The sequence below is a fragment of the Peribacillus asahii genome, assembly GCF_004006295.1.
GTDB classification, from domain to species: domain Bacteria; phylum Bacillota; class Bacilli; order Bacillales; family DSM-1321; genus Peribacillus; species Peribacillus asahii_A.
In genome coordinates, this window is record NZ_CP026095.1 from 4,258,021 (window position 1) to 4,273,363 (window position 15,343).

Annotated in this window: 13 protein-coding genes, 1 pseudogene and 1 riboswitch; of the genes and pseudogenes, 3 read left to right on the top strand and 11 right to left on the bottom strand. The window is 37.4% G+C overall.

Going from position 1 to position 15,343, the window contains the following annotated elements; all coding sequences use genetic code 11:
- Positions 1–30 precede the first annotated feature (30 nt).
- Positions 31–1,710: a glycoside hydrolase family 13 protein gene (locus BAOM_RS21030; protein WP_127761956.1), complete on the bottom strand. Its 1,680-nt coding sequence runs from the start codon at positions 1,708–1,710 to the stop codon at positions 31–33.
- A gap of 82 nt (positions 1,711–1,792) precedes the next feature.
- The gene (sugE, locus tag BAOM_RS21035; protein WP_127761957.1) at positions 1,793–2,113 is read right to left on the bottom strand and encodes a quaternary ammonium compound efflux SMR transporter SugE; all 321 of its coding nucleotides are present in this window, start codon (positions 2,111–2,113) and stop codon (positions 1,793–1,795) included.
- A gap of 54 nt (positions 2,114–2,167) precedes the next feature.
- Positions 2,168–2,269, bottom strand: a riboswitch (guanidine-I (ykkC/yxkD leader).
- Positions 2,270–2,397: 128 nt separating this feature from the next.
- Here sugE and BAOM_RS21040 point away from each other — a divergent pair.
- Positions 2,398–3,015, top strand: a complete 618-nt coding sequence (locus tag BAOM_RS21040; RefSeq protein WP_127761958.1) for an RraA family protein — start codon at positions 2,398–2,400, stop codon at positions 3,013–3,015.
- Positions 3,016–3,074: 59 nt separating this feature from the next.
- On the opposite strand, the gene BAOM_RS21045 is transcribed toward BAOM_RS21040, so the two are convergent.
- From BAOM_RS21045 to BAOM_RS21065, 6 genes and pseudogenes are all read right to left on the bottom strand, one after another.
- Positions 3,075–5,048, bottom strand: a complete 1,974-nt coding sequence (locus BAOM_RS21045; protein WP_127761959.1) for a lipoteichoic acid synthase — start codon at positions 5,046–5,048, stop codon at positions 3,075–3,077.
- Between the two features lie 697 nt (positions 5,049–5,745).
- Positions 5,746–5,868, bottom strand: a pseudogene (locus BAOM_RS25630) (ABC transporter); the annotation flags it as partial.
- A 108-nt stretch (positions 5,869–5,976) separates the two neighbouring features.
- The gene (locus tag BAOM_RS21050) at positions 5,977–6,999 is read right to left on the bottom strand and encodes a siderophore ABC transporter substrate-binding protein (protein ID WP_127761960.1); all 1,023 of its coding nucleotides are present in this window, start codon (positions 6,997–6,999) and stop codon (positions 5,977–5,979) included.
- Positions 7,000–7,706: 707 nt separating this feature from the next.
- Complete coding sequence (locus tag BAOM_RS21055) at positions 7,707–8,474, bottom strand: iron ABC transporter ATP-binding protein (protein WP_127761961.1); 768 nt, start codon at positions 8,472–8,474, stop codon at positions 7,707–7,709.
- Positions 8,471–9,427: an iron chelate uptake ABC transporter family permease subunit gene (locus tag BAOM_RS21060; RefSeq protein WP_127761962.1), complete on the bottom strand. Its 957-nt coding sequence runs from the start codon at positions 9,425–9,427 to the stop codon at positions 8,471–8,473. The genes BAOM_RS21055 and BAOM_RS21060 overlap by 4 nt, the downstream gene beginning before the upstream one ends.
- Positions 9,417–10,370 (bottom strand): ABC transporter permease, encoded by a 954-nt coding sequence (locus tag BAOM_RS21065; RefSeq protein WP_127761963.1) that lies wholly within the window; start codon positions 10,368–10,370, stop codon positions 9,417–9,419. Before BAOM_RS21065 ends, BAOM_RS21060 begins: the two co-directional genes overlap by 11 nt.
- Before the next feature lie 497 nt (positions 10,371–10,867).
- Between BAOM_RS21065 and BAOM_RS21070 the strand changes: the two genes are divergently transcribed.
- Both BAOM_RS21070 and shc read left to right on the top strand, forming a co-directional pair.
- The gene (locus tag BAOM_RS21070; protein ID WP_127761964.1) at positions 10,868–11,140 is read left to right on the top strand and encodes a DUF1450 domain-containing protein; all 273 of its coding nucleotides are present in this window, start codon (positions 10,868–10,870) and stop codon (positions 11,138–11,140) included.
- Between the two features lie 69 nt (positions 11,141–11,209).
- Positions 11,210–13,090 (top strand): squalene--hopene cyclase, encoded by a 1,881-nt coding sequence (gene shc / locus BAOM_RS21075; protein WP_306821280.1) that lies wholly within the window; start codon positions 11,210–11,212, stop codon positions 13,088–13,090.
- Between the two features lie 92 nt (positions 13,091–13,182).
- Here the strand turns inward: shc and BAOM_RS21080 are convergent, their stop codons facing one another.
- Genes BAOM_RS21080 through BAOM_RS21090 form a run of 3 tightly spaced genes read right to left on the bottom strand, consistent with a single transcriptional unit; the run spans position 13,183 to position 15,303 of the window.
- Complete coding sequence (locus BAOM_RS21080; RefSeq protein WP_127761965.1) at positions 13,183–13,785, bottom strand: SAM-dependent methyltransferase; 603 nt, start codon at positions 13,783–13,785, stop codon at positions 13,183–13,185.
- Positions 13,786–13,798: 13 nt separating this feature from the next.
- Complete coding sequence (locus BAOM_RS21085) at positions 13,799–14,494, bottom strand: ABC transporter ATP-binding protein (protein WP_127761966.1); 696 nt, start codon at positions 14,492–14,494, stop codon at positions 13,799–13,801.
- The gene (locus BAOM_RS21090) at positions 14,491–15,303 is read right to left on the bottom strand and encodes an ABC transporter permease subunit (RefSeq protein WP_127761967.1); all 813 of its coding nucleotides are present in this window, start codon (positions 15,301–15,303) and stop codon (positions 14,491–14,493) included. Before BAOM_RS21090 ends, BAOM_RS21085 begins: the two co-directional genes overlap by 4 nt.
- Positions 15,304–15,343 lie beyond the last annotated feature (40 nt).

The following is a 15,343-nucleotide window of genomic DNA, read 5'->3' on the forward strand; positions in this document are numbered from 1 at the left end:
GTATATCGGGTTCTTTCTTTATAGGTTCTACTATAGATAATACACACGGCATTCATAAGGGCGTAGTGGAGCCTCGTTTATTTCATCCTCATTCCTCTGATTATAATTACTAATTAATAGCTTAGCTGATTTGTGAATAAATTCTTTCGGTAAGAAAAAGTCAGCCGCATTAGCTGTGAAATTACAAAGTACAAGCAGCTTTTGTTCTCCTAACGTTCTCGTATACGCAAAAATACGTTCGTCTTCTGGAAAAAGCAAATCATAACGACCATAGACAATAATGCTATATTTCTTTCGCAATCCAATTAATGTTCGATAATAATAAAAAATGGAGGCTGGATTATTAATAGATTCTTCGGCATTAACTTGTAAATAATTAGGATTTACTGCAATCCATGGAGTACCCGAGGTAAAACCTGCATGCTTAGAGTGATTCCACTGCATCGGTGTTCTCGCATTATCACGCCCGCGAGCATGAATAGCAGCCATCATCTGATCATGTGACCATCCTCGGCTGTATACGAGCTCGTGATAAGCATTGATTGTTTCAATATCTCGATATTCATCTAACTGATGAAAGGCCACATTGGTCATCCCAAGTTCCTCCCCTTGATAAATATAGGGAGTGCCCTGCATCATATGAAGACAAGTAGCTAACATTTTGGCACTAACTTCTCGATACATGCCATCATCACCAAATCGAGAAACGGCTCGTGGCTGATCATGATTATTCCAATACAAACTGTTCCAGCCATCCTCCTCTAACCCCTTTTGCCATTTCGTTAAAATATGTTTCAAATCAGTCAGCTTCCACGGACCATTGCTCCATTTCCCTTCTGGTCCTCCTCCTAAATCGACATGTTCAAATTGAAATACCATTTGTAATTCATTCCGCTTTTGCCCTGTATACAATTTCGCTTGATCTGGATTAACTCCAGGTGCCTCACCAACTGTCATAATATCGTAATGCGCCAATACTTCCCGATTCATTTCTTGCAAAAACTCATGAGACCAAGGGCGATTCATAATATAAGGACTACCGTCTCCATACTGTTTTCCTGGATACACATATCCATCTGGAAAAGCAGGGTCCTTGGAAATCAAGTTAATAACATCCATTCGGAATCCATCGACTCCCTTATCCAGCCACCACTTCATCATTTCATAAATTTCTTTTCGTACCGCTTCGTTTTCCCAATTCAAATCCGGCTGCTTTTTACTAAATAAATGTAAATAATATTCATCTGTATTGGCATCATATTCCCAGACAGACCCTTTAAATACAGATTCCCAGTTCGTAGGAGGTTGTCCATTCCTGCCTTGGCGCCATATATAATACTCTCGCCTCGGATTGTCTTTAGACGACCTTGATTCAACAAACCACTCATGCTCATCTGACGTATGATTGACAACGAGATCCATCACCAACTTCATTCCACGCTCATGAAGCGCCTTTAACAACCGTTCAAAATCAGCCATTGTTCCAAATTCGCTCATAACCGAGCGATAATCACTAATATCATACCCGTTATCATCATTAGGAGATTGATAAATTGGAGATAGCCAAATGACATCGACACCAAGCGTTTGCAAATAATCGAGCTTCATCATAATGCCTTGTAAATCACCAATTCCATCGCCATTGCTGTCCATAAAGCTTCGTGGATAAATTTGATAGACAACCGCCTCTTTCCACCATCTTCTCTCCATTTCAGCCACTCCCTTCTATCCCTATTATAAAAAGAAAAACTGTTAAATATGCTCAGTCAGAGCAATACCTAAAAAAACTTGCCTACTGAGAAGAAGTAACCTTTAAACCAATAATCCCTATTACAATACAGCCCACAAAGAAGAGACGCAGGAAGTCTTTCGGTTCCTGAAAAAAGATAATCCCTATAGTAACCGCTCCGACAGCGCCAATTCCTGTCCAAATCGCATAAGCCGTCCCAAGCGGTAATGTTTTAATTGCTGCTGATAAAAAATAGAAACTAATAATCATCCCAACAACAGTAATAACAGATGGAATGATTTTCGTAAATCCTTCCGTATATTTTAAGCTTGTTGCCCATATCACTTCGAATACTCCTGCAATGATTAAATAAAGCCACGCCATTTTTTTCTCCTCCTCTTTTTCACAGCAAAAAGCCCGGAAAGTATATTTTTCAATACCTCCCGGGCTTTTATCCCTCCGTGTACGCAAGCTGAATCTTGCGCGTTTCTCTCGGACCAGTCCGACCTTCACAATCGCGGAACCCTAGAAACTTTAATATTGCCCTTACTATAACACACAATATATACGGGGGCAAACACATGAATTTTTTTACAAAGAAATATTTTCTATTTATTCATTAAAATAGTATAATTGTTATATAACAGTTTAATAGGAGGAATCAGTGTATGGAAAATATCATTACGGAGTTTCAAAATATCCCCACAACGGCGATTTCAGATGTACTCGATGGATTAAACAACCTAAATTCTGCTATCAAACCTTTACAGGAGCATTATCGCTTTGCTGGACGAGCATTGACCGTTCAACTGCCGATTAATGATAATCGCGCTGTCTTAAAAGCGATTGGAGCCGCACAACCTGGTGATGTACTTGTTGTTGATAGTAAAGGAGATACATATCGTGCTATTGCTGGAGACTTTGTTGTTGGTTTAATGAAAACGATGGGCATCCGTGCATTAGTTGTTGACGGAGTAATTCGAGATATCGTAGCCATTAAAGAGCTAGATTTCCCTGTTTTCTCAAGAGGTACAACAGTCGCTTCCAGCGGTAAAGCAGGAGTCGGCGATATTAATGTGCCAATTTCATGCGGCGGCGTCGCTGTTTATCCGGGAGATATTATTGTCGGCGATGCGGACGGTGTTGTTGTCGTGGCACAAAAAAATGCTGAAGAAGTTCTAAAGAAGGCAAAAGAAAAGGTTGCAAAAGATCAAGTTCGTGAAGATACGATTGCCGGAAAGCCAGAGGAAATTAAAAAATATATTGCACAAATGCTTGCTAAATAAAGTAAAACCTCCATACAAAAATAAAGGAGCCTAGAAATTGATTCTAGGCTCCTTTTACTTTACTTGGATTCTTTATTAGAAGAAGGTGTACTTGTTTGCTCTTCTTCTTTATATGTGTAATCATAGTCGTTTGGATCAACAGGTACAAAGCCTTCTGGTTCATAGAAACGAAGCAAGTCGCCATTGACAACTTTATCAGACAGATTCAATTTCATTTCAACAAACTCTTTCGCTTTAGTCATCTCTTCCGTTGGTTCAACGGTTTCGCCTGTTTTCGTATCATAATATACTCCTTTAAATGATGAGAAATCCGGCGTTACAAAATCACCATCCCGGAATGGAACAATTTCATTATGGTCCTTAGATAATAAGTCTGTACCGAATTGTACATATTCACTCGTATCTACACCTAATAAATGAAGCAATGTCGGTCTAAGGTCGATTTGACCACCATATTGATGTTTCACTCCACCTTCAACACCTGGTGCATGAATCAATAATGGCACACGTTGCAATTGTCCATCTTCAAATTCGCCCACTTCTTTTCCAAGAACCTCTGACATTGCTCGCATATGATTCTCAGAAATACCATAGTGATCACCGTACATCACAATTACAGAGTTATCATATAATCCTGATTCCTTCAAATATGTGAAGAATTCCTTTAAGGCTTCATCCGCATATCGAGCAGTTTGGAAGTAATTATCTACAGATGCATCACCCGTCGTATGCTTACCAATTGTTGTTAACTCTTGGTCGATTGTATAAGGGAAGTGATGAGATACCGTAATAAACTTCGCATAGAAAGGCTGTGGAAGTGCTTCTAAGTTAGGAATAGATTCCTTGAAAAACGGTTTATCCATCAATCCATAACTTGCAACATCTTCGCCTTTCATATCATAATATTCCGCATCAAAGAACTTATCAAAACCAAGTGATTTGTACATCTTATCACGGTTCCAGAATGATTTATAGTTTCCATGGAATACAGCTGATGTATACCCCTCTTGTTTTAAAATAGCTGGAGCTGCTTGGTACGTATTTTGTGCCCGATTTGTAAAAGCTGCTCCTTGAGGCAATCCAAACAACGAGTTTTCTAGCATAAATTCTGCATCGGCTGTTTTCCCTTGTCCCACTTGATGGAAGAAGTTATCGAAATACATGAAATCCTTACTCTTTGCTAATGAATTTAAAAATGGTGTAACTTCTTCCCCATTTAATTTATAGTCAATTAAGAATTGTTGCATCGACTCTAAGTGAAGATAAATGACATTCTTCCCTTCAGCTGCACCAAAGTATTTCGGGTTCGGTTCAGCTTTTGTTGCCTTTGTATAGTTGACCACTTCCGTTAAATCATTACTGCTAGCTGTTGCACGTTGAGCATATGTTTTTGTATTTTGAACAGCATCATATATTGTGTAATTATACAGACCTAAATATTTCACAATATAGTTACGGTCAAACGTTCTTGATAATAACTGCGGACGATCTTTCTCTGCTAATGCTAGATTTACAGTAAAAATAGCAATCCCTGTTAGAAACACTATTGCAACTGTCCGACGCTTTGGTTTAACAACTACGAATTTTTTCCCTTTCCATTTATATAGGACAAAGAGAATAATGGTATCTACAAAGTACAATACATCATATGGTTTAAAAAGCGCTAATACGCTCGATCCTAGGTTTCCTGCATTTTGTACTTGTGTTAATGTTGGTAACGTAATAAAGTCCGTAAATGAACGATAATACACAATATTAAAGAATAACCATAAGGAGAAAATTACATTTAAACGAACAATCCATTTAATCATCTTTTTCTCTTTTGCTAATAATGCTAAAGCAAAGAATAGAACGGCTGAACTTAATGGATTAATAAATAATAAAAAGCTTTGTAATCCATTCTCAATGCCTAAACTAAATTCTACTTGATACCCAATGTATGTTTTAATCCAAAACATGACGACTGCAATTAAGAAAAAGCCAAGAGTATGATCAATCAAGAACTGCTGGCCTTTTTTAAAAAAGTTATTCATGGTTTCACCTCTACTAATCTAGTGGTAACGTATATACCTACTGTTACAACTTCTTTATAAACTTCGGAAAAACAATAAAGTTAATACTAACACTTATAAGTTCATTAATCAATCACCTATAAAACCCATTGTTGCTACATTCTGAGACAACTTGTATTCTGGCACCTCACTATCTTATGAATGAACTTTACAAATCATCACCTAATTTTGATATTGCTCTTTGCATCCTCACATTCACTCTTATACTATATAAAATCATTCGTGAACTTGCCAATAAATAATACTGTAAACTAAACGCAGCTAGGCTGTACTCATTATAAACGACTTATAAAAAAAATGCTATAAAGTTCAATATTTTGGAAGAAAATATCCCTTATTTATAATGACTATTCTAATAAACGTTATTGAATAAACAGCTATGCACATACATGAATGAACTAAGCGTTATTTCAATGTAGACCTTTATTATAAGTTATTATTCACCGATTAAAGCGAAAATACAAGCGCTGGAGAATCAAAAGTAAAGTCGCTTATCTTTTTCTTCCTATATAAACGAAAAAGCCACCTATCCTCGTCAAATAAACAAAATTAGGCGGCCTTCCTCAAATACGTCTCAGCCGCTTCAATATCACTGATCATTTTATCAAGAGACACTAAACCGACGCCAGATGTTAAAACAATCAGACCTTTTTTTATCAGTTGGAGCAATTTTGTTTAATTCTTCATATACTTCTGTGTAACGCCCAGAGATTAAAATCCATTCTGGTGCTAATTCGTTAATTGCTTCAAAGTCAGGCTCTTTTAATCCACCTGCATGTTCTGCTGTATCTTTTTATTGAGAAAGCTAGCCATGAAACAACAAAACAGAGCTTTCCAAAGAGTCAGTTTTCACTAACTTGTTGGAAAGCCCCATACATAAATTATTGACCTATTTTAATTCAGCTAAAACTTCTTCAATTTTTGCAAGCTCTGATTGTAAGCCGCCGCCGCTTAAGTACCAAAGTGGACCATCTAAGTAAACGATTCTATTGTTTTTGTAAGCTTCTGTTTTCTTGATGATTTCATTTTCCATATCAGCTTTGATGTTAGACTTTTCACCTGTAGCTGCTGTACGGTCGATTACGAATAACACTTGCGGATCAAATTCTAAAATTGCTTCGAAGCCGAAGTTAGAACCGTGAGAAGAAGCCTCGATATTATCTGTCACTGGTTTAAAGCCATATATGTCATACATATAACCGAAACGAGAGTTTTCTGCGAAGCCAGATAATTTACCTTGATCATACATAGTAACTAATGATGTTTCATAGTTACCAGCTAAAGCTTTAATTTCTTCTAAAGCTGAATCGTATTTAGCAAGATATTCTTTAGCTTCCGCTTCCTTACCGAACATTTTAGCTGCAGTATCTACAGAAGCTAAAAATGTGTTCCAATAGTCATCTTGAGAAGTACCAACGAATACTACAGGAGCGATTTCCTTTAATTCTTCATAATATGGAGCTTGACGACCAGAAATAAAAATTACATCCGGATCAATTTCAGCGATATCTTCAAGTAATGGCTCCTTTAAAGTACCGATACTTGTATACTTATCAGCAGAGTAGTCTTCAAGGTGAGATGGTAAAGTTGAGTCTTTAGGAAGACCTACAACTCCTTCAACACCAAGTGCATCTAATGTGTCTAAGAATCCATAATCAAACACTGCGATTTTTTTCGGCATAGTTTCAAATGTTACATCTTCAAAGTCGATTGTACCTGCTTCCTCAGTTTCGGCTGAAGCAGTTGTTGGAGATACAGTCATTGGATAAACCGCACCTTGTCCCTCTGTAGCCTGATCTTTAGCTGTTGTAGTTTCCTTTGGTTCTTCTGTTTTAGTTTCTTCATTAGAACCACAAGCAGTAAGCATTAAAGACATCGCTAACATTGTACTAGCTAATTTCCATTTTTTCATGTGTATTACTCCCCTTTTATGTAGTTTATATTTCTTTATTATTAATGATAATTATTATCATCGATAATCGTTTTCATTACAGAATTATTAATTGTTATCGTCAATACTCTTTCTGAATAATTATTTTAAATTTTTCAGAACGAATAATATATCAATAATCCATAGTTTAAAGCTACAGTTGTGTCACTTTTAAAAAAACACCTAGAGAAAATAAAAGTTACGCTTGTACATCTCCTCTAGGCTGCTCTTTACGACCATTCGGTTACCTTACAGATTTCTGCGAAAAGAAAGCCCATTAAGGTGCGCTCGCATCCCCTTTAGAGATGGGATGAATGTTCGCTCAAATGCGATGTGTAGATAAAATATCGAAAATACGTTCTGTACACCACGTATTTGGAATGGTATAATTTAGTAGATAGGATGTTCTTTGAAAACTGAACATAAGTAGTTGTGACAGGAAAAACGTCTGTCACGTAAAATGTTCAACGTTCTGCCGACCAACACTCTTCATAGAAAGAGTGCGGTATCGTAATCCTAGACAAGTATCGCCGGTTGAACGGCGTAGTTGGCACCGATCTTGCCCTCTTGAAAGACTGTTTTTCTCTCAAATGTTGCTCACCCAAGTCTCGCCTCTGCCTCTTCTTATGGAAGGTGGTAAGTGGGATATTTGTGAGAAAGAACCCCAGCGGCTTTAGCCATGGGAGTGATCAGGTATGTGAATTGAAGTATACACAAATACGACATCCATTTTGCTCTTGAATCGGGATATCCATATCGTAAATTTCACGTAGTGCATCCGAATTAATAATCTCATGCGTCGGCCCGTTTTTCACAAGCTTACCGTTTTTCAACGCGACAATACGATCTGAGTAAACAGACGCGAAGTTAATATCGTGTAATACAATGACAACTGTTTTACCAAGCTCATCTACAAGCTTACGTAAAATCTTCATGATTTGAACAGAATGCTTCATATCTAAGTTATTTAAAGGCTCATCAAGTAATACATAGTCCGTATCTTGCGCAATAACCATCGCAATAAACGCACGTTGTCTTTGACCGCCTGATAATTCATCTAAAAACTTATCTTGCATCTCTGTTAAGTTCATATATTCAATCGCTTGATCAACAAATTTTTCATCTTCTGCTGTAAGACGTCCATTCGAATACGGATAGCGGCCAAATGCAACCAGCTCACGTACCGTTAATCGGACATTAATGTAGTTTGCTTGCTTCAAAATCGAAACGCGCTTCGCAAAATCAGAGGACTTCCATTTTTTAATATTATTTTTATCAAGTAATACTTCCCCAGTATCTGCATCTAATAACCGGCTCACCATAGAAAGAAGTGTAGATTTACCGGCACCGTTCGGTCCGATAAACGATGTAATCGTCCCCGGCTCGATGGTTACAGATACGTCTTCTACAACAGGCTTTTTACCAAATCGCTTCGTTAGTCCCTTGAGTTCAATCATCCTGCTGACCTACTTTCCTTTAATAATAAATAAATGAAGTAAATACCACCGATAAAGTTAATAATCACACTTAACGTCGTACGTAATTCAAAAATATGTTCAATGAGGAACTGACCACCAACTAATGCAATAATACTAATTAAACTTGCACCTAAAATTAAAACAGAATGCCTATATGTAGCTAAATATTGATAGGAAAGATTCGCTACGATTAAGCCAAAGAACGTAATCGGACCAACTAGTGCTGTTGATGTCGCAATTAAAACCGAAGATAAAATTAAAATATTCATTACCATACGGTCATAGTTAATACCAAGGTTAATCGCATTTTCACGACCAAGTGACATAACATCCAGCTTCCCCATAATGCGATAACCGTAAATAAACGCAATGAATAAAATACCGATTGCAATATATAATAAGTCAGCCTTTACGTTTGTAAAGCTCGCAAATAGACGATTTTGCAGACTTAAATATTCCACTGGATCAATCAGTACTTGTAAAAATGTCACAAGACTTCCTAAAAGCGTTCCTAAAATCATCCCAATTAAAAGAAGTAAATAAATAGGATGCTTATCGGCCCGGAATAAGAAACGATATAAAATGAGTGCAAATAATACCATTGCGATAATCGCTGCACCGAAATTTAAATATTTATTTAATACCCAAATCGACAGTGACCCTGCAAAGAAGTAAATTAAGGTTTGTACTACTTCGTACATCGAATCAAGGCCCATAACAGAAGGTGTTAAAATGCGGTTATGGGTAATTGTCTGGAACACGACTGTCGAATACGCAATCGCAACACCTGTTACAATCATTGCTGTAACACGCATCATACGTTTTGGGAAGGCGTAATCAAAGCCGCCTTTTATATCATAAAATCCGTAAAGTAAAATACAAATAATCGCTAATACCGCCAAAAAAATCAACTTCGTACTATTACTTCGCATATGCTCTCCCCCTAAATAACATAATTAAGAAGATCACACTACCGATTACTGCCACAGTTACGTTAACCGGAATCTCATAAGGGTGAACAATAATACGCCCAATAATATCACATACTAACAGGAAGACAACGCCTAATACTGCTGTATGTGGAATAGTTTTGCGTAAATTATCACCTAAATAAAGAGATACAATATTAGGAACAATTAAACCTAAAAACGGAATAACGCCGACAGTTAGTACGACAGTTGTAGCAATAATGGCAACTAGGATAAGACCTATATTTAATACAAACTTATAACTTAAGCCTAAGTTTTTAGCGAAGTCTTCCCCCATACCTGCGACTGTAAATTTATTCGCATAAAGATACGCTAAAATAACCGCTGGAATACTTATGTATAACAGTTCATAGCGTCCTGCGATAATTAATGTGAAGCTTCCCATTAACCAAGATGAAATATTTTGGAGAAGGTCTGCTTCATATGCAAAAAATGTCGTAACCGATGACAAAATGTTCCCGTACATAATCCCAATTAGTGGAACGAAAATGACATCTTTAAATTTAATACGATCCAAAATTTGCATAAAAACTAATGTTCCTACTAAAGCAAAGGCAAAGCTAAAAATAACTTGCTGCGTATAGGTTACATTGGTAAAGAACAGCATTGAAATTAAAATTCCTAGTTTTGCTGCATCTAACGTACCAGCAGTCGTTGGAGAGACAAATTTATTTCGACTTAAAGACTGCATAATTAAACCAGCAATACTCATTCCTGCTCCTGCCAATATAATCGCCATTAAACGAGGCACTCGACTTGCTAAGAAAATTTGTGTCTTATCCGAATTCCAGTCGAGCAAGTCACTCGGCTTAATATCAATCGCCCCGATAAATAGCGATACAAATGACAGGACTACAGCTGCAACTATTAACATCCATATTCTCATTTGTAATCCTCATAATGTGTTTATTCTCGGTGCGACAATTGAAAATGATTATCACTCCAAGTAAGAATTCAACTATATATTAAAGAAAATTCTAAAATCAACCCCAAAATGCAATCGCTACTAAAATAAAGATAGATAAGTAAATGAATATTTTTATATTTAACTTAGAATGAGCAAAAAACATTTTAAAGTTAACTACCTAAGCATTCCTCCTATTTTTTAAAAACCTGGTTGAAACAAGTAGTAACTTCCATTAGAATTTTCATTAATCCTAAATAATGTAATAAAGCGAATGATATTCATTATCATTAAAACTTTTACAATAAATATTTTAACATCTAATTTTATACTGTCAACTGATTTGTTTATACACATTTGTTTATTTTGTCGAATTATGTACGTGACAAGCCATTTTTATACATTGCTATGTATTATAAAAACAGCGCTTCATCTCATAAAAGCATGTTTCTAAATTTTAAACAAAGGGCGCGATGAATATGAAAATATTTTTCTCGAAATTTTTCCCCTCTAAAAAAAAGATACAAATAGAATTTTGTCAAAATAATCTCGATCGTCATTTAAATGAAAAAACAACACTTGCTTTTAGCCAATTGCTGCAACAATCTCATATTCACTACAAAGAATACGAATGCTTAAGCAACTGTTCAACTTGCCGCAAATCCGCCTATGCCATTGTAAATGGTCAAGTAATCGAAGCCAATCATATAGACGAGCTTTTGTTACTTCTTAAAGAACAAGTATCAAAGTAGAACTGCACCCCAAATCATTTGATACATATACATGTTGTAGCAAACATAGAAAAAAGGGGGCTGCTTAAATTGATTCAACCTGTTCAACCTGAAATCGACCGCCTCATTCAGCGTTTTAAAACGGATCAAACGGCTAATGGAGCGTGGGAGTATCCATTCGAAATGGGTATCACGCCAGATGCGTATATGATCATTTTATTGACCATTCTTGATATGAAGGATGAGACACTGATTGCCTCATTAGTGGAAAGAATCGCAAGTAAACAAGAAGACAATGGGGCATGGAAGCTTTTTCATGATGAGAAGGAGGGTAACCTTTCGCTTACGATTGAGGCCTATTATGCTCTGCTTTATAGCGGACATTATGAGAAGAACGATCCACCTATGCGCAAAGCTCGCCAATTTATCCTCTCGAAAGGTGGGATAAAGAAGGCCAAACTGTTTACTAAATTTATGCTGACTATTACCGGACAAATCAAATGGCCTCTCGTATTCCCTATCCCACTTGAATTCATCTTATTGCCGCCGAATGGTCTCATTAGCATGTATGATTTTTCCGTCTATAGTCGAGTGCATTTCATTCCCCTCTTGCTTCTTGGTCATAAAAAGTTTCGGATTAGACGAAGCAGTAGTCCGAATTTGAAGGATTTATATATAAAGAAGGAAGAACGAGAAGAAGAGCAGCTGTGGGAAGAATTTCGTACGGGTGAATATCGTTCTTTATTTTCCAAAGTTCAGGAAGGTGTCTCCTCGTTAATCGGCTTACCTCATTCTTTACATTCCTTAGCTAAAGCATCCATCAAACGCTATATGACAGACCGTATTGAAAGTGATGGTACATTTTATAACTACTTCAGCGCAACTTTTTTTATGATTTTCGCCTTTCTTGCTCTCGGTTATTCTAAAGACGCCCCCATCATTACAAAAGCCGTCGACGGATTGAAAGCAATGGTCACTTCCATCGATGGCCATCCACATATTCAATTTACGACAGCCTCTGTTTGGAATACCGCTTTAATCAGTTACGCTCTGCAAGAATCCGGTGTCTCTATTCAAGATCCCACTATTCAAAAAGCAAACTCTTATTTACTATCCCAACAGCAGGACAAATATGGAGACTGGGTTATTCACAATCCACAGGCTGTTCCTGGCGGCTGGGGATTTTCCCATGGTAGTACACTAAATCCAGATGTGGATGACACAACCGCTTCATTGCGAGCACTCGCTCATCAACAAAACGCTCAAAATAGCTGGCAGCGCGGACTTCGCTTTACTTTATCGATGCAAAATAACGATGGTGGATTTCCCGCTTTTGAAAGAAATGTAGATAAATCGTGGATTACTTATTTACCAATAGAAAATGCTGACTTCATTCTATCCGATCCATCCACAGCTGATTTAACAGGACGGACATTAGAATTCCTTGGCAATTTTGTAAACATCAAAAACCCTAACAACGTCAGCAAGCAAGCCAGTAAATGGCTTATTCGTCACCAAGAAAGCAACGGTTCGTGGTTTGGACGCTGGGGGGTATGCTATATTTACGGAACGTGGGCCGCCCTAACCGGATTAGCGGCAGCCGGATATTCATGCGAGCATTATGCTATCCAAAAAGCGGTCAATTGGTTAAAAAAGATTCAAAATGAAGATGGCGGCTGGGGAGAATCTTGTTATAGTGATATTCATAGAATGTATATACCACTGGGGACAAGTACAGTCACACAGACTGCCTGGGCTGTGGATGCTCTCATTGCAGTTAGTGATCAACCAACCTCTACTATTGAACGCGGCATCACTTTTCTTCTTAATAAAAAAAATGAAACACCAAATTGGGCAAAAACATATCCTGTAGGCCAAGGGTTAGCCGGTTATATTTATTGGCATTATCACAGTTATGAATATTTATTTTCATTGCTTGCATTGAGTCATTATCGAAATAAATATAGTTAATTTTATTGTGTCTAATTCAATGAATGGACGTTCTACTTTCAAACAAAAAAAGAGCTGTATCAAAGCCTCTGCTTTGAAATAGCTCCTTCTCTCTACTTGATTGGCTTCTGTCCTACAAACTGAATCACATGAGACAAACCATTATGAAGCTCACCTTCATTGCGAACGACTTCTCCCATAAAAAAGTGAACGATTCGCCAGTCTACAAAAGCTTCTAAAAATTCCTCTGGTGTATATAAAAGCTCTAATTCCCGCGGTCCGCCACTTTTATATGGAATTTGATGAATCGAGTACACCTCTGTTATAAAATAACCACCCGGTTTTACCGCAGCTTTCACACCTTGTAACGTTTTTTGACGTAATTCTTTCGGAAAATGACCGAAAATGCAAACCAACTCATCCCAGCGATTTTCTCCCCACTCGGCTACATTCAAATCAACAAGTGCTGTTTCAACCGAAACACCGCAAGATTCCGCTAACTTAGTTGTTTTCATTAAACCAGATTGAGCATAATCCCAAGCTGTTACGTTCAGACCTTGCTCCGCCAAAAAAACAGCGTTACGACCTTCGCCTTCTGCAATCGCTAAAGCATCACCTGACAAACTAAGCTTGGGCTGCATGTTCGCTAAAAAGGCATTCGGCTCTGTTCCATATACATAATTCTCATTTTCAAAACGCGTATTCCACGGGTTCATGAACGCCCCCTCCTTATTGACGATGAAGCTTCATTAATTGAATCGTTGTTTCTTCAACTGTTCCTTTATGAACAATCTTTTCAATCACTTCACCTTGTTTCATAAATATAATCAAGTCCCCTGTTTCAGCAGCCACATCCATCATATGTGTTGAGAAAACAATAGTAGTTCCACTTTTCTTGACCTCATTAACAATTTCAACAAAACGATTGACCCAATATGGATCCAAACCATTTGTCGGCTCATCCATTAATAAAACAGCTGGTTCAGCTAGAATCGATTGTCCAAATATTAACCGCTGTCTCATTCCCTTAGACAAACTTTTTACTAATTCACGACGCTTATCTGCTAATCCAATTAATTCAACCACTTGATTAATCCGTTCTTTCTTTACTTTTCTAAATGCCCCGTAAAAGTTCAAAAACTCTTCCACTGTCATCATCTCTTGAGCATAGAAATCATCGGGCATAAACCCAATTTTCTTCAAATAACTTTCTCGATCATCTTTTATATTAATGTCATCAATAATGGTTGTACCTGTAGTCGGTGTGCTAATCGCCGCAATCATTTGGAGCAACGTGCTCTTACCTGCTCCATTCCCGCCACATAAAGCGACACAGCTACCTGCTTCTGCTTCAAAAGAGCACGGGTGCAGAGCTGTTTTTTCCTTATATACTTTAGAAACGCTATCCACTTTCAATCTTGTCATCGTCTCTTCCTCCATTCAAGCATCCCCATCGAAAATAAAAATGAAACCGCTAAAAAGCAGATAAAATAGAGGATATAAATCAGTATAGAAAGATACGTTCCTAAATAACTAATTAGAGGATCGTAAGCTTGACCAAAGACAGAACCTGCATCAAGACTAATAACAAAAGCGACCCTGATGAGTTCCGCAGGATTAAGGAATAACAATCCATTCATTAACGGAGCAATCCACGTGTATGGTACTGCGCCAAGTATCCCAATTAAAGCAGTTGGCCAAATCATAATTAAGAAAAACCATAGCATCACAGAAATCGATAATGCCTGCCAACGAGTTTTTACAAAAGAACCGATACAAACTCCTATGACAAGAAAGAAAAATAGTAAGGTAACGGAAAAAAGATAAATGGCCCATAGCCATTTCATCGAAAAGCCGCCACCGATGACTAAACTAATCGCCATACTAATTCCGAAGCTAAACGTAAATACAATCCACTGGGCGGTAAATTGACCACCAATTTTTCCGATTACGTAAGACAAAGTAAACAGTGGATACGTACTTAATAAGCGCCATTGTCCATTCTCCACTTCATTCGCTATTGAAAATGAACCGATAATGAGCATGAACAGCGGAATAATATACAATGCAATATTCGCAACTGTCCCTGTTATATTTGTATAGCCCGTTAAAGATGGCGCGCTGTTTTGCAGTAAAAAAAGCAAAGATAACACAGCGACCCATAAAATGAGAAATGAATAGTACGAACGCTGCCGCACCGTCATCCGTAATTCAGAACGCCAAATATTCCACATCGTAATTCTCCCCCTCCTTAAGAAAAGAGCAACGTGCCTG